This window comes from Hymenobacter sp. B81 (assembly GCF_044628455.1).
In the GTDB taxonomy this organism is placed as follows: domain Bacteria; phylum Bacteroidota; class Bacteroidia; order Cytophagales; family Hymenobacteraceae; genus Solirubrum.
Map to the genome: position 1 here is coordinate 945,130 of NZ_JBIYZW010000002.1, position 20,096 is coordinate 965,225.

General features: G+C 66.3%; 20 protein-coding genes. 7 read left to right on the plus strand and 13 right to left on the minus strand.

Features of this window, described 5'->3' with window-relative positions; all coding sequences use genetic code 11:
• Nucleotides 1-89: 89 nt before the first annotated feature.
• A complete protein-coding gene (locus ACE191_RS15115; RefSeq protein WP_400193073.1) occupies nucleotides 90-638 on the plus strand; it encodes a hypothetical protein in 549 nt (182 codons plus the stop codon).
• Nucleotides 639-786: 148 nt separating this feature from the next.
• Nucleotides 787-1,311, plus strand: a complete 525-nt coding sequence (locus ACE191_RS15120) for a hypothetical protein (protein ID WP_400193074.1) — start codon at nucleotides 787-789, stop codon at nucleotides 1,309-1,311.
• Between the two features lie 129 nt (nucleotides 1,312-1,440).
• Here ACE191_RS15120 and ACE191_RS15125 read toward each other — a convergent pair whose 3' ends face one another.
• The 8 genes from ACE191_RS15125 to ACE191_RS15160 form a co-directional block, all read right to left on the minus strand.
• Nucleotides 1,441-2,172 carry a hypothetical protein gene (locus ACE191_RS15125; protein WP_400193075.1) on the minus strand — a complete coding sequence of 244 codons (732 nt, stop codon included), beginning with the start codon at nucleotides 2,170-2,172 and terminating at the stop codon, nucleotides 1,441-1,443.
• Nucleotides 2,173-2,315: 143 nt separating this feature from the next.
• Nucleotides 2,316-3,875, minus strand: coding sequence for a hydroxymethylglutaryl-CoA reductase (locus ACE191_RS15130; protein WP_400193076.1), 1,560 nt, complete (start codon nucleotides 3,873-3,875; stop codon nucleotides 2,316-2,318).
• Nucleotides 3,876-3,967: 92 nt separating this feature from the next.
• Complete coding sequence (locus ACE191_RS15135) at nucleotides 3,968-4,429, minus strand: energy transducer TonB (RefSeq protein ID WP_400193077.1); 462 nt, start codon at nucleotides 4,427-4,429, stop codon at nucleotides 3,968-3,970.
• 17 nt (nucleotides 4,430-4,446) lie between these two features.
• A complete protein-coding gene (locus ACE191_RS15140) occupies nucleotides 4,447-5,220 on the minus strand; it encodes an energy transducer TonB (RefSeq protein ID WP_400193078.1) in 774 nt (257 codons plus the stop codon).
• Nucleotides 5,221-5,225: 5 nt separating this feature from the next.
• Complete coding sequence (locus ACE191_RS15145; protein WP_400193079.1) at nucleotides 5,226-5,978, minus strand: energy transducer TonB; 753 nt, start codon at nucleotides 5,976-5,978, stop codon at nucleotides 5,226-5,228.
• 12 nt (nucleotides 5,979-5,990) lie between these two features.
• Nucleotides 5,991-6,728 carry an energy transducer TonB gene (locus tag ACE191_RS15150; protein ID WP_400193080.1) on the minus strand — a complete coding sequence of 246 codons (738 nt, stop codon included), beginning with the start codon at nucleotides 6,726-6,728 and terminating at the stop codon, nucleotides 5,991-5,993.
• Nucleotides 6,729-6,754: 26 nt separating this feature from the next.
• Nucleotides 6,755-7,171 (minus strand): hypothetical protein, encoded by a 417-nt coding sequence (locus ACE191_RS15155; protein ID WP_400193081.1) that lies wholly within the window; start codon nucleotides 7,169-7,171, stop codon nucleotides 6,755-6,757.
• Between the two features lie 490 nt (nucleotides 7,172-7,661).
• On the minus strand, nucleotides 7,662-8,441 hold the full coding sequence (locus ACE191_RS15160) for a WG repeat-containing protein (RefSeq protein WP_400193082.1): 780 nt from the start codon (nucleotides 8,439-8,441) through the stop codon (nucleotides 7,662-7,664).
• A 122-nt stretch (nucleotides 8,442-8,563) separates the two neighbouring features.
• Here ACE191_RS15160 and ACE191_RS15165 point away from each other — a divergent pair, with 122 nt between their 5' ends.
• The 3 genes from ACE191_RS15165 to ACE191_RS15175 all read left to right on the plus strand — a co-directional run bounded on the left by ACE191_RS15165 (nucleotide 8,564) and on the right by ACE191_RS15175 (nucleotide 13,675).
• Nucleotides 8,564-9,871: an amidohydrolase gene (locus ACE191_RS15165; RefSeq protein ID WP_400193083.1), complete on the plus strand. Its 1,308-nt coding sequence runs from the start codon at nucleotides 8,564-8,566 to the stop codon at nucleotides 9,869-9,871.
• A 367-nt stretch (nucleotides 9,872-10,238) separates the two neighbouring features.
• Nucleotides 10,239-12,677, plus strand: coding sequence for a M4 family metallopeptidase (locus ACE191_RS15170; RefSeq protein WP_400193084.1), 2,439 nt, complete (start codon nucleotides 10,239-10,241; stop codon nucleotides 12,675-12,677).
• 110 nt (nucleotides 12,678-12,787) lie between these two features.
• Entirely contained in the window at nucleotides 12,788-13,675 is an 888-nt protein-coding gene (locus tag ACE191_RS15175) for a RimK family alpha-L-glutamate ligase (RefSeq protein ID WP_400193085.1), read from the plus strand.
• Between the two features lie 76 nt (nucleotides 13,676-13,751).
• Here ACE191_RS15175 and ACE191_RS15180 read toward each other — a convergent pair whose 3' ends face one another.
• The 5 genes from ACE191_RS15180 to ACE191_RS15200 all read right to left on the minus strand — a co-directional run bounded on the left by ACE191_RS15180 (nucleotide 13,752) and on the right by ACE191_RS15200 (nucleotide 17,353).
• Nucleotides 13,752-14,150 (minus strand): hypothetical protein, encoded by a 399-nt coding sequence (locus ACE191_RS15180; RefSeq protein WP_400193086.1) that lies wholly within the window; start codon nucleotides 14,148-14,150, stop codon nucleotides 13,752-13,754.
• Between the two features lie 101 nt (nucleotides 14,151-14,251).
• Nucleotides 14,252-15,040 carry an SDR family oxidoreductase gene (locus tag ACE191_RS15185; protein ID WP_400193087.1) on the minus strand — a complete coding sequence of 263 codons (789 nt, stop codon included), beginning with the start codon at nucleotides 15,038-15,040 and terminating at the stop codon, nucleotides 14,252-14,254.
• Nucleotides 15,041-15,045: 5 nt separating this feature from the next.
• A complete protein-coding gene (locus ACE191_RS15190) occupies nucleotides 15,046-15,762 on the minus strand; it encodes a hypothetical protein (RefSeq protein ID WP_400193088.1) in 717 nt (238 codons plus the stop codon).
• Nucleotides 15,763-15,828: 66 nt separating this feature from the next.
• Nucleotides 15,829-16,551, minus strand: a complete 723-nt coding sequence (locus ACE191_RS15195) for a tetratricopeptide repeat protein (protein WP_400193089.1) — start codon at nucleotides 16,549-16,551, stop codon at nucleotides 15,829-15,831.
• Nucleotides 16,552-16,645: 94 nt separating this feature from the next.
• Complete coding sequence (locus tag ACE191_RS15200) at nucleotides 16,646-17,353, minus strand: phospholipase D-like domain-containing protein (RefSeq protein WP_400193090.1); 708 nt, start codon at nucleotides 17,351-17,353, stop codon at nucleotides 16,646-16,648.
• Between the two features lie 455 nt (nucleotides 17,354-17,808).
• Here ACE191_RS15200 and ACE191_RS15205 point away from each other — a divergent pair, with 455 nt between their 5' ends.
• Together ACE191_RS15205 and ACE191_RS15210 are read left to right on the plus strand one after the other, a co-directional pair.
• Nucleotides 17,809-19,218 (plus strand): APC family permease, encoded by a 1,410-nt coding sequence (locus ACE191_RS15205; RefSeq protein ID WP_400193091.1) that lies wholly within the window; start codon nucleotides 17,809-17,811, stop codon nucleotides 19,216-19,218.
• 93 nt (nucleotides 19,219-19,311) lie between these two features.
• Nucleotides 19,312-20,013 carry a phosphatase PAP2 family protein gene (locus ACE191_RS15210; RefSeq protein WP_400193419.1) on the plus strand — a complete coding sequence of 234 codons (702 nt, stop codon included), beginning with the start codon at nucleotides 19,312-19,314 and terminating at the stop codon, nucleotides 20,011-20,013.
• Nucleotides 20,014-20,096 lie beyond the last annotated feature (83 nt).

Here is a 20,096-nt window from a genome sequence, read left to right on the forward strand (position 1 = left end):
AACGGTAGGCCAATAGCTTAATTTAGCAGCTGCTTTCCCCGACGTGCGGCGGGAAGCAGCTGCTATCTTTTTCCTCTGATACTTACCCCATGAAGCATATCCCGTTTCGCCTGTTGCCCGCGCTGGCCTGGCTACTGCTGCTGACCCTGGCAGCCGGCTGCAAGAAAAAGGAATCCACCGTGTCGTTTGAGGTGGTCGATTCCACTCTCATGAACAGTGTTACGCTGTCGGCGCCGCCCGACGTGCAGTACCTGCCCACGCGCCGTATCGACTCCAAAATCGGCGAGGCCAGCACCAGCAACACCTCCTCCACCGACCGCGTGCAAACCGCCACGCTCAGCCACGCCGAGCTGTCCATCGAGGGCGGCGCCCCGGGTCAGAACTTCGACTTCCTGCGGCTGGTGACCGTTTACCTGCTCGACGAGCAGGGCGTGAGCCGCAGCATCCTGGCGCAGTCCGCCACCGTTCCGCCCGGCGCCACCCGGCTCACGCTCACGCCCACCAGCCAATCGGTGGTCGAGCAGCTGAAAGCCGGGACGTACCTGATCAAGCCCGCGGTGGAAATGCAGCCCGGCACCCAGGTCGTGGTGAACCTGAAGCTGCAGCTGCGCTACCAGGTGCAGGCCCGCAAACGCTGAGCCGTCTGTGGCCGCTGCCTGGCCAGGCTGGCAGCACTCCGCCGGTAGCAGACTGCACCCTGGAAGGAATCGACCGTAGCGCCCCGCTGCCGCCAAACCAGCCGCAGCGGGGCGCCGTATTTGCGGCTGGTATCACTTCTTTCCTGCTATGAAAAACGTATTGCTGGCGCTGCTGGCTGTGGCCCTGGTAGCTACCGCCGCCTGCAAAAAAATCGACAAGCTGCTGACCTTCTACATCGAGGATTCTCAGAACATCCGCATTGCGCGCAACTCGGTGATAGGCGTGCTGCCGCCCATTCCGGTGGCGGTGACCACCCGCTCCAACGAGAAGTTCAGCAACGAGGGCACTCAGGCCGACCTGGTGAAGGACGTGAGCCTGGACAAGCTCACGCTCACCATCACCGACCCCAACAATGCCAACTTCAACTTCCTGGAAAGCATTGCCATCTACATCAGCACCGACGCCAACGACCGCGTGCCGCTGGCCTCGCTCAGCAACGTACCCCGCAACCAGGCGGTAATTGAGTTGCAGCCCAGCGGCACCAAGCTCGATAAGTACCTCAAGGCCGACAGCTACACGCTCACCACCGAAGCCAAAATCCGCGAAACCGTGACCCAGGACATCAGCGTGCGTACCGACTCGCGCTTCAAGGTCACCGCCGACCCACTGTAGGCGTTTGCCCTTGATCAAGGGTCAGAAACGGCAAAGCCGGCTCATTGCGGAGCCGGCTTTGCCGTTTGTGTTTTCCCTGCCCCCCGCGTCAGCCGCCGATTGGCTGGGTACTGACGGATGGCAAAGGGCTCATTGATCAATGTTGTACCGTTCTACCAGGCGCAGCACGTCGGGCAGGCGGTCGTAGCGCAGCTGCTGGGCTTGGGCGTAGGCGGCCAGTTCGGGGGCGCGGGCGCCGAACAGGCGCAGCACGGAGCGCTGCTCCAGCGTCAGGGGCAACAGCAGCTGCTCGGGCTGCCGGCCGGGGCCGGCCACCAGCGTCTGGGCCACGTAGCGGCGCGCCGGCCGCGTGGTCACGTTCAGGGCCGCGTTTACGACGGCTGGCTCATCCACTACTTCGTGCACCACGCCCAGCAGCAGCGCCTGCTCGGGGACCGACAGCACCTCCACGAACTCGCGCACCAGTCCGCGCCCGTTGAGGCGGCAGCGGCGGGTGCGAAACTCCCGGGCGGCCGCGCCCTGGCCCAGCGCAAAGCCGCGCAGGCTGCCCACCGGCAGCAGCCGCGCGGCGCCGGTGGAGTCGCGCATTTCCAGGATGCGCAGCGACACGTTGTAGCGCAGCGCCGTGGCCGGTTGCCACTGCCCCGCGGCCGTGAAGAGCCGGCCGGGCTGCCAGTCGGGGTGCAGGTACAGCAGGCCGGCGGCCTCCTCGCGGCGCTGCGACTCGTTCAGGCTCTTGGCTGAAAAAGGACGCTCGCGCGCGATGTCCTGCAAATCCTGGGTGTTCAGCCCCGCCTGCGCCCACGCGGCCGATGCGCTCAGCAGCAGGCCCAATCCCAGCAACAGCCTTACATGCTTCATCGGTCGGAGGGTTAAGCGTGGGAGTAGGAATAGCCCAGGGGAGGGTGGCTGCTTGGGGCCGAAAGCACCATTGGCAGCGGAACACCAGTCAGCAGGGCCTCCTCTTGCCCTGACAACCACCAACGCTCAACTGACAACTAACATCAGCGGTTGCGCCCGTATTGCTCGTGGCTGCTCACCCAGTCGGAGCTGCTGATGGCCGAGGCCAGACTCAGCTCGCCGGCCAGCACCACGCCCGCCACGATTTCGGCGAACTTGTGCACCGTGCCGCGGCCCGTGCAGCCCATCATGCGCAGGCACTCGTTCTGGGTGGCCAGCCCCGTGCCGCCGCCGTGGGTGGCCACGATGAGCGAGGGAATGGTCATGCTCAGGTACAAGTCCTTCTCCGCCGTCACCTCCGAGTAGATGATGCCCGCCGACGACTCCGACACGTTGGCCACGTCCTGCCCGGTGGCAATGAACACGGCCGTGATGCCGTTGGCCGAGTGGGCGCCGTTATTGTTGGCCCCCGAGATGAACGCGCCCACGTTGCTCACCTGCCCGTGGTAGGCCAGCTGCTCGGGCGTCACGCGCATGCGCTGCTGCAGAATGTCGCGCTTGATGACGGCCTCGGCCACCACACGTTTGCCCCGGGTGCGCATCACGTTGATCTGCGAGGCCTTCTTGTCGGTGGCGAAATTCGACTCCAGGTAGAAGTGCCGGATGGGCGCGCCCTTGTAGTTTTCCAGAATCCACGAGCAGGCCGCGAAAGTAGCCCGGCCCACCATGTTCTGCCCGGCCGCGTCGCCGGTCGAGAAGTTGAAGCGCAGGTAGGCGAACTTGTTGGCCAGGTAGGTGTCGATGTACTGCAGCTTGGCTACCCGCGAGGTGCTTTCGGCCTCGGCCCGGATGGGGGCAATGGTGTCCTCCACCCACTTGCCGAAGTCGCGGGCGCCGCGGGCGTCGTCGAACACGAATACCGGGGCCCGCTGCATGGCGTCGCCGATGACGGTGCACTTCACGCCCCCGCACAGGTTCAGCAGCTGCATGCCGCGGTTGTAGCTGGCCACCAGGGTGCCCTCGGTGGTAGCCATCGGAATCAGGAAGTCGCCCTGGGCATGCTCGCCGTTCACGCGCAGCGGCCCGGCCAGCCCAATGGGAATCTGGGCCACGCCGGTGAAATGCTCGCAGTTGCCCTGCAGCACGTGCGGGTCGAAGGAGTACTTGTGAATGTGCTCGAACTGCTGGCCCGAAAACTCCTGGGCAAACCGCTGCCGCGCCCCAATGGCGGCCTCGGAGTAGTCGTCGCCGTCGTGGCGCGGAATGCGCACCCGCTGCGCGTCCTGCTGCACGATGGCGTCTTCCACTTCCACGCTCAGCTCGCCGAAGGGCTCGGCCGAAAACTGCAGACTTACCGGGTGCATGCCCTCGGGCAGGGCGTCGGTGCGCAGGCGCACCGTGATGCTGCGGCCCACCTCAAACTCCACCCCGCTACCCTGGTTCAGCTCGGTGGCCGGGCGCAGGTTGCCTTCGCCCAAATCGAGGGTAATGTGCTCGGGGCCGAGCTGCTGGCCGTTTACCCGCACGTGGTCGATGTGGGTGAGGCGCACCGTGTCGAGGCGGTTTTTCAGGGAAAAGGCAACGCCGCCGTTGTCGGGCAGGTTGTGCAGGCTGCCGCGCGTGTAAAGCAGCTTGAGCAGCATGGGGCTGGGCGTAAAAATCATGGCGAACCGTGTGGTGGGATGCGAGGGGTAAGGTAAAACTTTCCGGCACGTGTCCTACTTCCCGTCGCCGTGGCCAGTTGCAGCAAAGTAGCTTAACGCCGCGGCAGCGGCGTCGGCTTGGCTGAGTTTCCGAACGTAATCGGCACCGTGAACTGGACGGCTACCGGCTTGCCATCCTTGGTGCCGGGAATGAACGGGCCAAACAGGCTGGCGACGCGCACTGCCTCCGCATCGTAGGGCGGGCCTAAACTCTTGGTGACTTTGGGGCAGCGCACTTCCCCGCTAGCCGTAACCACAAAGGAGACGAACACCTTGCCGGCTTTGGTGCGGTACAGCCTGCGGTCCAGGTTTGCCGCAATGAATTTCACCAGGCCCGCCGTGCCGTCCTGCCGGTATATCGGGGTAGTGTCCGCAAAGCGGAAAATGCCCGAAGAGTCCGTAATAGTTGGGCAGTCGAAGTCGGCGTCGGGAGTTTGTGCCCAGGTCTGCCCGGTTGATAGCATCAGGGCCAACGTCAGCAGGTAAATAGTGCGAATGGGAAGCTCGGGCAGCATAGCGTCAGCGGATAAGGTTAGCGCCGGCGCTTCTTGGGCGTCTCTGCGTCGCGGGTGAAGGTAATGGGCACCGTGTAGCTTACGGGCACGGGGCGGTAGTTTTGCTGGCCGGGCGTCCAGCGGGGCATCAGCTTCAGCACGCGCAAGGCCTCCGCGTTGAGGGCCGGGTCCAGGCCCTTGAGCACCTGAAAATCGGTAAGCTGTCCGTCTCGTTGCACGACGAAATTCACGAACACTTTACCCTCCACCGTAGTCGTAGCCGGATAGCGCAGGTGCTGTCCCAGAAACTGCGTCAGGCCCTCCATGCCACCCGGCGGCACGGGCATCAGCTCCATCACGCCCCCGTAAACCGTCGGCTCAGGCGGCTTTATGGCGTCTGAGGCGGCCGGTGCGGGCAGGCTGCCCGGCAGCTGGTATAGCGGGGCGGCAGCCGCTGGCCGGAACGGCACCACCGGCCGCCCCTGCGCCTGGGCCCAGGCTTGCCGGGCGCTCAGGCCCTGCACGAACACCAGCACCGCTGCCAGCAGAAACTGCCGCAACCGGGGCCGCAGCCGCAGCGCCGTCGAGCAGCTTTCCGGGGCCAGCTGGCTGAGCCGGAACCGCCCACACACCCGCCCGTCCGGCGCGGCCGCTTGGGCCGCCGCCAGGCTAGCCGCCGACGATTGCGTAAAATCCACCACCTCCCGCTGGCAGCTGGCGCAGTGCCGGCCCTGCGCAGTAGGCATCATGCGGTGCCAGTCTTCGTGGCAAGCCAAGATGCGGATGTTGGTAATGGGCAGCTCGTGCAGCATAGCAATCAGCGGCGCTTCTTGGCCTTGGGGGAAGTGGGTTCAGGCCCGAACGTAATCGGCAGCGTGTAGCGCCACGGAATGGATTGGCCATTGTTCATGGCGGGTTCCCAGGCGGGCATACTCAATACCAGGCGCCGGGCTTCGGCGTTCAGCTCGGGGCTCACGCCCTGTAGCACCCGCGGGTCGGCTACCCGGCCAGTTTCGGTGATGAGAAAGTCTACGAAAACCCGACCCCGGCCCGGCCCCGCCGGATAACGCAGCGAGTCGCGCACAAACTTCCCCAGCGCCTCCCAGCCACCCCGGTAGCCCGGCAGCCGCTCGATGTAAGGCCCGAATACGCGGGGCTGCGGTCTGGCCCTGGCCGGCGCGGTCGGTTCCCGCAGCTCCTCCAGATCCAGCGCCTGCTCCGGTACACCCGCCGGCACCGGCCGCGCCTGCACCTGCGCCCAAGCCTGCCGCGCCGACAAGCCCTGCACCACAATCAGAACCAGGGCCGCCGCAAACCACCGCAGCTTCGCCCCCAGCCGCCGCGGCCGGCTTTCAGGCGCCAGCTGACTCACGCTGAACTGCCCGCACACGCGCCCATCGGGTGCCGCCGCGCGGGCCTGCGCCAGCTCGGCGGCGCTGGCCTGGGTGAAGTCCTGCACCGTGCGCCGGCACTGGCCGCAGTAGTGCCCGCCCGCTACGGGCGTAAGGGCCGCGGCCGGCACCGGGCAGGCACCAAGCAGGACGTTGCGAATGGGCAGGGCGCGCAGCATAACAGGTTAGTCTTAGTCACAATTGGGAAAAGGAACGGGGACTACGCACTCCACGTCAACGGGCTGGCTGTTTTGCCTGCCAGGTGAAAATATCCCGAGGTTCCCGATTACGCGCAGCGCCTCCGCATCGAAATCGGGGTGAATGCCCTTCACCACTTTGGGCCGCTGTATGTGTCCCTGCCGGTCAACCAAGAAGCTGACGAATACGAGGCAACTCCGCAGGCCATACCGTCCGTTGGGCCGCCGAATGCGAGCAGCTATGGTCTGCTTCAGACCTTCCCAACCACCGTCTTGGTAATTGGGCATCTGCGTGACATATCGGTAAACGTGCCGCCCTTCGAAAGGTGCCGGGGGAACATCGGGCTCGGACAAGTCTATTACCGACAAGTCGGCAACGGGCGCCTTTTTGACGGAAGTCTGAGGCTTCCGGTGCTGTGCATACACCTGCTGCGCGCTCAGCCCCTGGCCCAGCACCAACACCAGCGCCACCAGAAACAGCCGCAGCCGCGGGCCCAGCCCCATTGCCGGGCGGCGGGCCCCCGCCAGTTGCTCGCTCCGGAACATTCCGCACGGCCGCCCGTCCGGCGCGGCCAGGCGGGCCCAGGCCAGGTCGGCCGCCGTGGCCTGCCGAAAATCCACCACCTCCCGCTGGCAGCTGGCGCAGTGCCGGCCGTGGGGCGTAGAGGGCATGGCCGCCCAGCTTTCGGAGCAGGGGCTCAGGGCAACGTTACGAATGGGCAGGGGCAGCATCACCAAAAGAAAATCAGTCGCTCAACTTACGAAGGCCGCGCCGGGGCCACTTCCCCGCGCACCGCCGCCAGCAGCCAGTCCTCGCCCCAGCGGCTCAGCCCAAACTCCCGTCGCCCGGCCACGCGCCGCGCTTCCAGCAGCCCCAGCGCCTGCAGCAGCGCCCGCAGGCGCGAGCCCGTCTGCGGATGCACCCCGCTCACGGCATCCAGCTCGCCCACCGTCGCCGCCGGCTGGCCCACAAACACCAGGCACAGCCGCGCCAGCGTGGCCCGCCGGTGCTGCCGGCCGCGGGGCAGCAGTGCCTCCAGGGCCCCCGCCACGCGGTCCGCCACCCGCTCGGGGCTGAAAAACGTCAGGTCCGGCCGGGGCTCGTCGCGGCGGGCCACCCGCTCGGCAAAGCCGGTAATCAATTCTTCCGAGGCCCGGGGCAGGGTAGCAGGCATATAGCGAAGCGAAAACGATGATCAGGTAACAGCAACTGCTCCCAACGCTACGCAAAAGTTCGCAGCAAACCCACCCCGCTTGACGCTACCCACCCCCTGCCTGACGATAACTACCTCTCACTTGACGCTAACCACCATTCACTTGACGATAACTACCGTTCAACTGACGCTAACCACCCTTAGCTTGACGCAAACCCCTTTCGACTTGAGCGTAACCTGTCTCGACTTGATCATACCACCCCACGACTTGAGCGCAACACCCTGCGACTTGAGGATAACAGCCTTCGACTTGAGCGTAACACCCTTCGAGTTGAGTATAACCCCTCCCAACTTGATCATACCCTCCCCATACTTGACGATAACCCACCCCAACTTGACGCTAACCCCTCCCCATTTGACGCTAACCAACCCCCGCTTGACGCAGAATCCATTCAACCGCCACCAATACCCCAGCTGCGCTGATAAATGTTAATTGATAAATGATAATTGATTACTGCCCAATGAATTCCCGCCCCGTATCGTCCACGTAGCCCACCTGGCCCTCCGGGGTGGTTATCCGCGCCACGCCGGCTACGAAGGGCTCAGCCGCCGCGTACTTCAGCGGGGTAAGCAGCGTGCCCGCGTGGGAGAGGTAGCCGAAGCGGTTGCCCTGGCGCAGCACCGGCCGGGCGTAGCCGTTGGCCGCACCGGCCTCAATGGCGTCGTATTCCACCGGCAAAGTCAGCTGGCCCTCGCCGTTCACCACGCCCCACTTCGCCCCCTGGCGCACCAGCAGCAGCCCGTCGTGAAATAGGTCCCGGATTTCGTCGTACACCGCCGGCACCACCGCCGTGCCGCCGGCCGTAAACCGGAAGCCCACCTTGCCGCCCTGCCGCAGCACGTCGCCCTGCTCCAGAAAGTCTTCCTCCGGCGCCGGCGGCGCGGCCTCGGTCAGCCGCTGCCCGCTGCGGTCGATGTCGAAGGTTTCGCCGTTCAGCTGCACCGTGGCCCGGCCCCGCGCAAACGTACCGGCCCGCTCAAAATGCACCGGCGTGAGCAGGTGCCCGCCCCCGTTGATGTAGCCGTACCGGTCGCCCTGCCGCACCCAGGCCACGTCTTCCACAAACGGCCCCGCCTCGTCGTAGAGCGCCGGTAGCACCAGTCGCCCCTGGCGGTCGGCGTAGCCCCAGCGGCCCTGCTGGCGGTAGGGCACCAGCTGCGCGGGCGTGGGCTGGGCGCTCAGCAGCAGGGGCCCGAGCAGGCCCCAGGCAAGGGCAAACAAAAGCTTCATGGCAGTGCGAAAGAGCGGGTAAGACCAGGGCAATCCACCGAAAGTACGCCGTTCGGCGGCCCCCGGTGCGGGAAAGCCGGCCGCCGGTGTACTTTGCCGCCTTCTTCGATGATTGCCCGCCTATGGTTTCCGTCCTCCGCCTCGCCCTCGTGGGCGCGCTGCTGCTGCCCGCCGCCGCCCAGGCCCAGAAACACGCTGCCCGCATCAACGCGCTGGCCGCCAAAGTCGAGCCCCAGGTCATAGCCTGGCGCCGCGACCTGCACGAGCACCCCGAACTGGGCAACCGCGAAACCCGCACCGCTGCCCTGGTGGCCGCCGAGCTCCGGCGCCTGGGCCTAGAGGTGCAAACCGGCGTAGCCAAAACCGGCGTGGTGGGCATCCTGCGCGGCGGCAAGCCCGGCCCCGTAGTGGCCTTGCGCGCCGACATGGACGCGCTGCCCGTCACCGAGGAGCGCAAGGTGCCCTTCGCCTCCAAGGAGCGCGTGCTCTACAACGGGCAGGAAGTGGGCGTGATGCACGCCTGCGGCCACGACGCCCACACGGCCATGCTGCTGGGGGCCGCCAACGTGCTCAGCGCGATGAAAAAAGACCTCGCCGGCACCGTCAAGTTCGTGTTTCAGCCCGCCGAGGAAGGTCCGCCCGCCGGCGAGGAAGGCGGCGCCGCCCTCATGGTGAAGGAAGGCGTGCTCGACAATCCCCGCGTCGACGCTGTGTTTGGCCTGCACGTCAACGCCCAAACCGAAATCGGCCAGCTCAAGTACCGCGCCGGCGGCATGATGGCCAGCTCCGACGTGTTCACCATCCAGGTCAAGGGCAAGTCGGCCCACGGCGCCTACCCCTGGCTGGCCGTCGACCCCGTAGTAGCCGCCGCCCAGATCGTGCTGAGCCTGCAAACCATCGTGAGCCGCGAAGTAGAGCTGACCGACAACGCGGCCGTGGTCACCGTGGGCATGATTCACGGCGGCGTGCGCAACAACATCATTCCCGAGCAGGTGGAGCTGACCGGCACGCTGCGCGCCCTCAGCGCCGAAACCCGCGAGCAGCTGCGCCAGAGTGTGCAGCGCGTGGCCACCAACGTGGCCGAAGCCGCCGGCGCCACCGCCGAGGTCAGCATCCGCCCCGCCGCCCCGCTCACCTACAACGACCCACGCCTCACGGCCGCCATGCTGCCCACCCTGCGCGCGGTGGCCGGCAGCGCGGCGGTAAGCGAGATGAAGGCCGTTACCGGCGCCGAGGACTTTGGCTGCTACCAGGAAAAAGTGCCCGGCCTGTTTCTGTACCTGGGCGCCATGCCCCGCGGCGTCGATCCAGCCACCACGGCCCCGCACCACACCCCCGGCTTCTTCCTCGACGAAGGCGGCTTCGGCCTGGGCGTGCGTACCCTGGCCCAGCTGGCCGTAGATTACCTGCAGGGCGCGGGCCGCAAATAAGCCCGAGCAGGAAGCACCGTCAGCGGGCGGCATTGGAACCTGGTTCCGGCGCCGCCCGCGGCTGTTTATGGGCTCCCGCGACGAGTCGGAAACGAGTCGGGCCGGATTCCACCGTGCTGCGAGGAACCCAGATGCATTGATGTAGGTACAGGATTATTCCGGGCCACTGCCCTGGCGCCCGAAGCCGGCCTCGTACGAGGGTTGTTACGGGTAAGTTGCTGTTGGGCTTGGGTATTGATAAAGAATAGTGTTGATAATTGATATATGATCAAGAATTGGGTGGTTTGGTTAAAATTATATTAATTGGGGCCGTCGGACCCCGGTCCGCGTTTGCGCCCCTTCTTTCCCACAACCAAATCACCGTTCCATGTCACACAAGTACCCGGCCCTGGTGCTGGCGCTGCTAGGCAGTGCCCTCACCGCTCAGGCTCAGGATGCGGCCCGCGCCCCCCAGCTGCAGCGCGGCGCCGATGGTCTGCCCGAACTGGTGCAGTTCCGCCCCGGCACCAGCCCCAAGCTCGCCGATGCCCAAAAGGCCCTGCAGGCCACCCTAGCCCTGGCGCCCGAAACCGAAATGCGCCCGCTGCGCCGCGAGGTCGATGCCCTGGGCATCACCCACGAGAAGTTTCAGCAGTACTACAAGGGCGTGAAGGTGGAGCACGCCAGCTACAGCGTGCACGCCCGCAACGGCGCCATCGAGGCCATGAGCGGCGACGCCGAGCAGCTGAGCCTCGACGTGCGCCCCGGCCTCTCGGCCGACGCGGCCCGGCAGGCAGCGCTGGGCTTTGTGCGGGCCCGCAAGTACATGTGGGAAGACGCCCGCGAGGAAGCCGGCCTCAAGCAGGCCGAAAACAACCCCGGGGCCAGCTACTTCCCGCAGGGCGAGCTGGTGATTGTGCGCAACCAGCTGAGCATGGACGCGGCCAAGAACGGCCAGCCCACCCTGGCCTGGAAGTTCAACGTGTACGCCCAGGAGCCGCTGAGCCGCGCCCACATCTACGTGGACGCCCGCAGCGGGGAAATTGTGTTCGTCGACGCCATCATCAAGCACGCGGCCGCCACCGGCACCCTGGCCACGCGCTACAGCGGCACCCAAAGCACCACCACCGACAGCTACAACGGCTCGTACCGCCTGCGCGACGTATCGCGCGGCTCGGGCATTCTGACCTACAACTGCCGCAAGAGCAACTCCTACACCAACGCGGTGGACTTCACCGACGCCGACAACAGCTGGACGGAGTACAACAACGCCAACAAGGACAACGCCGCGCTCGACGCGCACTGGGGTGCCCAGGGCACGTTCGACTATTTCAAGAACGTGCACGGCCGCAACAGCTACAACAACGCCGGCGCCGCCATCCGCAGCTACGTGCACTTCGACGACACGCCCGGCGACGGCCGCGGCTACGAAAACGCCTTCTGGGACGGTTCGCGCATGACCTACGGCGACGGGTACTCGCGCTTCGACGCGCTGACCTCACTGGACGTGGCGGCCCACGAAATCGGCCACGCCGTGTGCACTTACACGGCCAACCTTACTTACTCCTACGAGTCGGGGGCGCTGAACGAGGGATTCTCCGACATCTGGGGGGCGGCCGTGGAGTACTACAAGGCCCCCACGAAGTCGACCTGGCTCATCGGCGAAGACATCGACAACGTGCGGCCCTCGCTGCGCTCGATGAGCAACCCCAACGCCGAAGGTCAGCCCGACACCTACAAAGGCACCTACTGGTACACCGGCTCGGGCGACTACGGCGGAGTGCACACCAACTCCGGCGTGCTCAACCACTGGTTCTACCGCCTGGCGGTGGGCGGCAGCGGCACCAACGACATCGGAAGCAGCTTCAGCGTGACGGGCATCGGCATCGACGCCGCGGCCAAGATTGCCTACCGCACCGAGAGCGTGTACCTGACGGCCTCGAGCAACTACGCCGCGGCCCGCACCTACTCCATTCAGTCGGCCAAAGACCTGTACGGCGCCGGCTCGGCCCAGGAAATTGCCGTGACCAACGCCTGGTACGCCGTGGGCGTGGGCGCAGCCTACGGCGGCGGTGGCACGCCGACGACGCCGACGTACTGCGCCTCGAAGGGCTCGAACGTGAGCTACGAGTGGATTGATTTGGTGCAGCTGGGCTCCATCAACCGCAGCTCCGGCAAAGATGCCGGCTACTACAACGGCACGGCCCTGAGCACCACGCTGCCGGCCGGCTCGTCGCAGACCATCTACTACTCGGCCGGTTTCACCTCCACCGCCTACACCGAGTACTTCAAGGTCTACATCGACTACAACCAGGACGGCGACTTCGCCGACGCCGGCGAGCTGGTGGCCAGCCGCTCCAGTTCCGCTTCCACTACGCTCAGTAGCGTGTTCACGGTGCCGGCCACGGCCAAGAACGGCGCTACCCGCCTGCGCGTGGTGATGAGCGACAACTCGGCCACTACCAGCTGCAACAGCTACAGCTACGGCGAAACGGAGGACTACACCGTGAACGTGACGGGCGGCGCGGCCTTTGCGCCGGCCGGCGTAGCCAGCCTCACCGGCACCAGCCCCAGTCTCGACGGGGCGCAGCTGGAACGGCGGGCCGAGGTATACCCCAACCCGGCCAGCAACCTGCTGAGCGTGGTGCTGCCCGACCAGGCCCCGCTGAAATCGGTGCGGGTGTACGACGTGCGCGGGGCGGAAGTCAAGCAGGCAGCCTTGGCCGAAGATGGCCGCGTGGATGTCAGCCGCCTGGCCCCCGGTATTTACCAGCTGAGCGTGTCCGACGGGCAGAAGTCCTTCCACTCGCGCTTTGTGAAGCAGTAAACGGCCCACCGTGCGGACCGTATAAAACGGCCCGGCTTCCCCAGGGGAGGCCGGGCCGTTTTTGCGGGCGTAAGTTGCGCCTCCATTTCCGGCACCGGCCGGTTTCTGCTATGCACCTAGCCTTGGTTACCAGCGTTGTGCTGGAACAATACGCGGCGGCCAACGTGGCCAACGAAGACGACCTATTGGCCAACTACCTGCGCGCCCAGGGCCTGCGCGTGTCCCTGGCCGTGTGGTCGGATGCGCAGGTAGACTGGCGAAGCTTTGACGCGGTGGTGCTCAAGTCGCCCTGGGACTACTTCGACCGCCCCGCCGAGTTTCACCGCTGGCTCGACCATCTCGACGCAGCCGGCGTGGCCTTGCTCAACCCCACGGCCATCGTGCGCTACAACGCCGACAAGGCCTACCTGCTCGATCTGCAGGCGGCAGGCGTGGGCGTAGTGCCGACGCGGCACCTGCCCCGCGGCAGCCGCGCCGAGCCCGAACGCTGGCTAACCGAGCTGGGAACCGAAAAAGTAGTGGTGAAGCCCACGGTGGGCGGCGGGGCCAAAGACACCTTCGCGCTGACCCCGGCTACCGCTGCCACCGCCCGACCGCAGCTGCAAAGCCTGCTGGCCGTGGCCGACTTTCTGGTGCAGCCCTTCGTGGAGCAGGTACAAACCACGGGCGAATGGTCGCTGGTTTTCTTCGGCGGCGAGTTGAGCCACTGCGTGCTGAAAACTCCCAAGCCCGGCGACTTCCGCGTGCAGCACTACCTGGGCGGCAGCATCCGGGCGGTGACGGCCCCGCCCCACATCGAGCAGGCTGCCCGCGACATCGTGCGGCGCTTTGCCCCCGGCTGCCTCTACGCCCGCGTCGACGGGGTCGACAGCCCCGCCGGCGGTTTCTGGCTAATGGAGCTGGAACTCATCGAGCCTTTTCTCTACCTGGAAATAGGTGGCAAACAGGCCTGCGTCCGCTACTATCAGGCGCTGAGGCAGCTTATGCCCCGTGGCTGAGCAAACGCGGAATGGAGTAGCCTGAGCCACCAAAAACAGGACGGCTGCGCCGATGATCCACCTGGTAGCGGGTGAGTTAGTGGAGCGGCTGCTTCGCGAAGGATGCCCTGCTCATCAGGTCCTTTTCGTAGACCGCCAGGCAGTAGCGGTTCAACTCTGCCGGGAAGTGCGGCTGGGCAGGCTGGACCTGGGTGGGAGCGGGTGCATTTTTGACGAAGAAAAACACCTTGGTGGTGCCGTATTTGGTGTGCGGCATCAGCTCCCCGTACTGCTGCATTTCCTGCCACCGGCTGGTGTCGGCTACCGTCACGGCGTAAATGCGCACGATGGGGCCGGTGTTGTTCTCGTTGCGGAACATGGCTACTTCCTCGAAACCGCCCGGCAGGTCCTGCGGACTGGGCTGGCTGAGCGCATCAACAATAAACCACGCCAGCAGGGCGCCGACGGCTAAGCAAAGAAGGTATTTGGGCTTCATGCGGTGCAGGAGTGATAGTGCGGGCGCATTTGCGGTGGGCAATAGCTGAAAGCCGAAACAACAGTAGCGGCCCCGGCTTCGGGCATCAGCCGCCCGGGCTGCTAAAAGCCGTTGACCACGAAGCCACCGTCGACGGCCAGGGTTTGGCCGCTGATGTAGGCGGCGGCGGGCAGGCATAGGAAGGCCACGGCGGCCGCTACTTCACGGGGTTCCCCAATGCGCCCAGCGGGGGTGCGACCCAGTACCTGCTGGCGGTAGTCGTCGTTGGCCAGCACGCCGGCAGCCAGGGGCGTGTGAATATACCAGGGTGCCACGCAGTTCACGCGGATGCCGTCGGGTGCCCATTCGGCAGCGAGGTTGCGCGTGAGCTGTACCAGGGCGGCTTTGGTCATGCCGTACACCGCGCCGGTGCGCAGATGCGTGAGCCCCGCCACCGACGAGATGTTGACGATGACGCCGGCGCCGCTGGCTTGCAGCAGCGGGTGCGCCAGCTGGCACAGGGCAAAGGTAGAATCGAGGTTAGTGGCCATTACGTGGCGGTATTCCTCCTCGCCATAGGCCGTGGTAGGCTTGCGGATGTTGGTGCCCACATTGTTGATGAGCCCGTCGAGGCGCTCCCAGTTCTGCTGCACCTGAACGAGCAGCGCCCGGCGGGTTTCGGGTTGGCTCACGTCGCCGGGCAGGGCGTAGGCGGCGAGACCCTGGGCCTGCCAGTCGGCTACGGCCTGCTGCAGGGGCTCGGGCCGGCGGGCCACGGCCAGCACGGTAGCCCCTAAGCGCAGCAGCTCCTCGGCAATGGCCGCCCCAATGCCGGCCGAGGCCCCGGTTACCAGCAGCACCTTGCCCTGCAGGGACCAGCGCGCCGCAAATTCAGCCGGGGAAGTGCTCATAAGGCTTAGCGCAGGGTGTATTCGAGCTTGAGCTCGGCCAGGCCGTAGCCGTCGTTGCGCAGCGGGTTGGCGCGGCGGCTGATGTCGTCGAGGTGGTCGGTGGAGGTGAACACGTAGGTGCCCTGCGCCGTGAGGTACAGGCCGCGGGCGAGCAGGAAAGACAATCCGCCGCCCACGGGCAGGGTGAGGCCGGTGGCGGGGTAGTCGTCGCGCTCGGGGTCGAGGATGGCCTGCTGGCTCAGCGGCTCGGTGCCGGTGTAGGCTTTGGGGTTATAAAGCAACAAGCCCACGCCCGCCTGCAGAAAGGGTTTAACAGTAGCCGCGTTGGCCCCCGTGATGGAGTACTGGCCCGGGTCGGTGAGGGGCTCGAAGCGCAGGTAGCTGCTCAGGGCGAGGTTGCGCGAGCGGAACGCCAGGTTACGCTCGCGCAGCTGGTCGTAGGAGCCGAGCTGAAACCAGCCCAACTCGGCGCCCACGGCCCAGTGCGGGCGCCAGGGGTAAATAACGCCGGCCTGCACGCAGGCCCCGGGCCGGCTTTGGGTGGGGCTGGTGGTCAGGTCGCCGTTGTAGAGGGCCACGCCGCCGCCGGCCGTCAGCCGCAGCGGGCCGCGGTAGAAGGCGCGCCCCTGGGCGTCGAAATGACGGCGCGGCGCCTGGGCCGAAGCCAGCAGGGGGGCCGCCAGCAGGGCCGCTGATCCAAGGATAAAAGGCAGGATGCGCACGGGAGTGAAGTCTGGTGAAACCAACGGGGATACGCCCCCGGCGCGGGCCGCGTTGCGCCGGGTCGCCTATTTGAACACGCCCTGCGGGTCGGCGAGCTTGGCCGTCAGCTCGCTCACGAGGCCAAAATCGACGTTGCTCAGGCTCAGGTTGCGGGCTTTGTGCACGGCTTCCCAGGCCTGGGGGTAGCTGCCCTGCAGGTAGTACACGCGGGCCAATTGCTGGTAGGCGTAGGCGTTGTTGGCATCGGCGGCCACGGCTTGGTCGAGGTGCTGCTGGGCCAGCTTCAGGTCCTTGGCTTTCTTGGTTTGCTCGTGGCGCAGCAGGTAGCTGGCGCCCAGGTCGGAGAGCAGCTGGCTGTTGCCGGGGGCGGCGGCCAGGCCGCGGGCAAAGAGGCCGATGGACTCGTCGAGGGAGGTGGCGCTGGTGAGAATGCCCAGGCCGCGGTAGGCGTGGGAATTCTGGGGGTCGAGCACCCAGGCCAGGTTGAAGCGGTAGCGGGCCGTGTCGGGCTGGCCTTCGGTGAGGTACTCGTAGCCTTTGTTGGTGAAAAACCGGCTGGCCTCGGCGCGGGAGGCGAAGCTTTGGGCAATGCCGTTGATGAACGGCTCACCCAGCAGCTGCTGCGCGGCTTCGGGGGTGAGGCCGCCAAACAGGGGCTGCAGACGCCGGGCGCTGAAGGGCAGCTCGGTAGCGGCCGCGCCGCCTTTGGTTTTGACTTTGGTTTTCTGGGCCAGGGCGGGCGAGGCCAGGGCCGCGCACAGCACGAGGGCAAGCAGGGAATTCTTCATACGGGCAAATCAGGGGGCACCGGGGCCGGGGCGAAAATACGAGGTGCCCGCTGCCCCAACGACGACGCCGGCCGGAAAGTGCGGGGGCAGGGGCTCAGGAGCCAAAGGGGTGGAGCTGCTGCCAGAGGCGGGCAAACTCGGCGTCGTAGGGCTGCACCAGGGCCGGGTCGTCGGTGATGAGCACGTTTTCGAGGTTGTAGAGGGCGGCCGAGCGCGTCCAGTTGTAGCTGCCGGTGAGCACCAGGGCGTGGTCGGCCACGGCAAACTTGTGGTGCATGTGGTACTCGGTGCGGTCGGTGCGCACGGCTACGCCGGCGCGGTGCAGCTGGCGCACGTCGGAGCCCACGTCGTGGAGCTTGTCGTTGTCGGTGAGCAGGCGCACGCGCACGCCGCGGCGGTGGGCAGCCAGCAGGGCCTCGGTGAGGCGGTCGTCGGCCACGGTAAACACGCACACGTCGAGCTGGCGCTCGGCCTGGGCAATGAAGCGGCGGATGGCGCCCACGCAGGCCTCGCCGGGGCTGAAATGCACCTCGTGGCGCACGCCGGGGGCGGCCTGATCGGGCAGCAGGGCGGTGGCCGCGTGCAGCCAGTTGATGATGCCCTTGTCGAGGGGGGTGCTGCTGTGCTCCTTGGCCAGCTGAAACACCCGGCGGCGCAGCTCGGCCGCGTCGCCGCCCTGCTGCTGGAAGGCGGCCACGTGGGCGCGCAGCTGGCGGGCTTCGTGGTCGGAGAGGGTGATGTCGGCCAGGGCCTGGCGGAAGCGGCTCAGCAGGACCTCGGTTTCGGCGGGGGATGCATTCATGCGGGCAATGATACGACGGCGGGCGTGGGAGCCGGCGCGTCGGTTGGGCAGTGGCGACCGGGGTGCTGGGGGAAGCCGTTGCCCCAGGCAGTGCATCGGCGCTGGAAATCATTTCCCCGTGGCTGGGAACGGTTGCATCGACGCTGGAAACGATTCCCCGGCGCTGGGAAGTGTTGCATCAGCGCTGGGAACGAGTGCATCGGCGCTGGGAACGGCTGCATCGGCGCTGGAAATGATTGCATCGGCGCTGGGAGCTGGTGCATCGACGCTGGAAACGATTTTCCCCGGGAAGCTGGCCGGCTGGGAGGGGCAGGCGCGGCGTAAACGTAGTGGTGCCCCGGCTTGGGAGCCGGGGCACCACGGGGCGGCGATAAAACGGTAAGTTGGGAGGCCGCCTGGGCCAACAATCCGGCCGGCTTCCGCCTTTACCTTCCCGCCACCGCCACCTGCCCTGTATGACTCCACCGCTACCCGACACCGCCCCGACTACCACTGCCGCCGCGCCCGCTGCCGCGCATCTGCCCCGGGAGCTGGGGCTGCTGCCGGCCACGGCCCTGAACATGATCGACATGGTGGGGATAGGGCCCTTCGTGGTGCTGCCGCTGGTGATGCAGCTGCTGGGGCCGTACTTTATGTGGGCCTGGATTGCCGGGGCGCTGCTCTCGGTGGTAGATGGGCTGGTGTGGGCCGAGCTGGGCGCGGCGCACCCCGAGGCGGGGGGCTCTTACCGCTTTCTGCGCCTGGCCTACGGCGAGCATACCTGGGGGCGGCTGCTCTCGTTTCTGTACGTGTGGCAAACGCTGGTGCAGGCGCCACTGGTGCTGGCTTCGGGCTCCATTGGCTTCGCGCAGTACTTCGGCTACCTGGTGCCGCTGACGGAATGGTGGCAGCCCAAGCTGGTGAGCGGCACGGTGGTGCTGCTGTTGGTGGCGCTGCTCTACCGGCGCATCGGCAGCGTGGGGCGGCTGGGCGTGACGCTGTGGGTGGGCGTGCTGGTGCTGCTGCTGGGCCTCATTGGCTGCGGGCTGTGGCTGGGCGAGCGGGCGGTGCCGCTGCTGCCCACCGCCGCCGACGGGGCGGCCAACTGGCCGGGCCTGCTGCTGGCCGCGGCGCTGGGGCAGGCCACCGTCAAGACCATCTACAGCTACCTGGGCTACTACAACGTGTGTCACCTCGGGGCCGAAATCAAGGAGCCGGCCCGGGTAATTCCGCGGGCCATCTTCCTGAGCATTCTGGGCATTGCGGCGCTGTACCTGCTGCTGAACTACAGCGTGGCGCGGGTGCTGCCCTGGCAGGTGGCCAGCCAGTCGGAGTTTATCGTGAGCACCTTTATCGAGCACCTGTTCGGGCCGGGGGCGGCACAGATAGCTACGGCGCTGGTGCTGTGGGTGGCGTTTGCCTCCCTGTTTGCCGTGCTGCTGGGCTACTCACGCATTCCCTACGCGGCGGCGGCCGACGGCGAGTTTTTGCCGGTATTTGCCCGCCTGCACCCCACCAAGCATTTTCCGCACGTGTCGCTGCTGGTGCTGGGGGGGCTGGGCTTCGTGTTCAGTTTGCTGTTCAAGCTTTCGGAGGTCATCAGCGCCATTCTGGCCATGCGCATCCTGGTGCAGTTTGTGGGGCAGGCGGTGGGGCTGGTGCTGCTGCGCCGGCGGCGGGGCACGGCGGGGCTGCCGTTCCGCATGCCGCTGTACCCGCTGCCGGTGGTGCTGGCCGTGGGCAGCTGGCTGCTGATTCTGTGGAGCACCGGCCCGGCGTTCATGCTTTCGGGCCTGGCCATGATTGCAGCCGGCGTGGTGGTATTTCTGCTCTGGAGCCGGCGGCGCAGGCGCTGGCCTTTTGCTACGGCAGCGCAGCCGGACTAAGGCAGCAGGGTATTTATATAACTAATTATATAGTAATTATTACTAAATGGTTATTTAATTGATATCTTACGCATCCACTTAGTTCGGGATGTGATGCTAGCCGACCTCGACCGTTTGTGCTTACAGAGCCTGAATCAATGGGTGCACCTGTACCAGTGGTTCGACGAACTGGTAGCAGTAATCAGCGACAGTAACCTGCTCAAGGGCGGGGTATTCATGGCCATTATCTGGTGGCTGTGGTTTCAGCGCGGCGAGGCGGCGGGCGTGCGGCACCGGCGCAGCGTGCTGCTGGGCGTGTTGCTGGGCTGCCTGGTGAGCGTGGGCGCGGCGCGGCTTGTGGTGGCGGCGGCCCCCATGCGGGCCCGGCCGCTGCACAACCCCGAGCTGCGCCTGACGCCGGTGAAAGCCATTTTCGTGGCCCACACCAAGGACAAAAGCTCGTTTCCGAGCGACCATGCCGCCCTGTTTTTCGCGTTGGCGACGGGGTTCTTTTTTCTCTCTCCCCGGCTGGGGCTGGCGGCGCTGGTCTACGTAGTGCTGGTTATCTGCCTGCCGCGGGTGTACCTGGGACTGCACTACCCGTCCGATCTGCTGGCCGGCGCGGCAATAGGCGTGCTGGGCGCCGGAGCCACCAACCTGGCGCCGGTGCGGGAACGGCTGCTGGCGCCCTTGCTGCACTGGCAGCACAGCTACCCCAGCCCGTTCTACGTGGCCCTGTTTCTGATGACCCACCAGATAGCCGAGATGTTTGAAACCACCCGCCAGCTGCTCAGCTTCCTCTACCAGCAGCTGTAACGGCGGGCCCGGCGCTGAAAACGCCTTCCCGGCGGGCCGTGGTAGCCGCCGGGAAGGCGTTTTCAATGTTTAGTGCCCTGGAG

Excerpts from the sequence above, each read along its gene's own strand:
- ACE191_RS15135 (WP_400193077.1), bottom strand. The coding sequence starts at position 4,429 with ATGCTGCCCGAGCTTCCCATTCGCACTATTTACCTGCTGACGTTGGCC.
- ACE191_RS15140 (WP_400193078.1), bottom strand. The coding sequence starts at position 5,220 with ATGCTGCACGAGCTGCCCATTACCAACATCCGCATCTTGGCTTGCCAC.
- ACE191_RS15210 (WP_400193419.1), top strand. The coding sequence starts at position 19,312 with ATGCTAGCCGACCTCGACCGTTTGTGCTTACAGAGCCTGAATCAATGG.
- ACE191_RS15120 (WP_400193074.1), top strand. The coding sequence starts at position 787 with ATGAAAAACGTATTGCTGGCGCTGCTGGCTGTGGCCCTGGTAGCTACC.
- ACE191_RS15180 (WP_400193086.1), bottom strand. The coding sequence starts at position 14,150 with ATGAAGCCCAAATACCTTCTTTGCTTAGCCGTCGGCGCCCTGCTGGCG.
- ACE191_RS15150 (WP_400193080.1), bottom strand. The coding sequence starts at position 6,728 with ATGCTGCCCCTGCCCATTCGTAACGTTGCCCTGAGCCCCTGCTCCGAA.
- ACE191_RS15165 (WP_400193083.1), top strand. The coding sequence starts at position 8,564 with ATGGTTTCCGTCCTCCGCCTCGCCCTCGTGGGCGCGCTGCTGCTGCCC.
- ACE191_RS15195 (WP_400193089.1), bottom strand. The coding sequence starts at position 16,551 with ATGAAGAATTCCCTGCTTGCCCTCGTGCTGTGCGCGGCCCTGGCCTCG.
- ACE191_RS15205 (WP_400193091.1), top strand. The coding sequence starts at position 17,809 with ATGACTCCACCGCTACCCGACACCGCCCCGACTACCACTGCCGCCGCG.
- ACE191_RS15145 (WP_400193079.1), bottom strand. The coding sequence starts at position 5,978 with ATGCTGCGCGCCCTGCCCATTCGCAACGTCCTGCTTGGTGCCTGCCCG.
- ACE191_RS15115 (WP_400193073.1), top strand. The coding sequence starts at position 90 with ATGAAGCATATCCCGTTTCGCCTGTTGCCCGCGCTGGCCTGGCTACTG.
- ACE191_RS15125 (WP_400193075.1), bottom strand. The coding sequence starts at position 2,172 with ATGAAGCATGTAAGGCTGTTGCTGGGATTGGGCCTGCTGCTGAGCGCA.
- ACE191_RS15160 (WP_400193082.1), bottom strand. The coding sequence starts at position 8,441 with ATGAAGCTTTTGTTTGCCCTTGCCTGGGGCCTGCTCGGGCCCCTGCTG.
- ACE191_RS15155 (WP_400193081.1), bottom strand. The coding sequence starts at position 7,171 with ATGCCTGCTACCCTGCCCCGGGCCTCGGAAGAATTGATTACCGGCTTT.
- ACE191_RS15170 (WP_400193084.1), top strand. The coding sequence starts at position 10,239 with ATGTCACACAAGTACCCGGCCCTGGTGCTGGCGCTGCTAGGCAGTGCC.
- ACE191_RS15130 (WP_400193076.1), bottom strand. The coding sequence starts at position 3,875 with ATGATTTTTACGCCCAGCCCCATGCTGCTCAAGCTGCTTTACACGCGC.
- ACE191_RS15200 (WP_400193090.1), bottom strand. The coding sequence starts at position 17,353 with ATGAATGCATCCCCCGCCGAAACCGAGGTCCTGCTGAGCCGCTTCCGC.
- ACE191_RS15185 (WP_400193087.1), bottom strand. The coding sequence starts at position 15,040 with ATGAGCACTTCCCCGGCTGAATTTGCGGCGCGCTGGTCCCTGCAGGGC.
- ACE191_RS15175 (WP_400193085.1), top strand. The coding sequence starts at position 12,788 with ATGCACCTAGCCTTGGTTACCAGCGTTGTGCTGGAACAATACGCGGCG.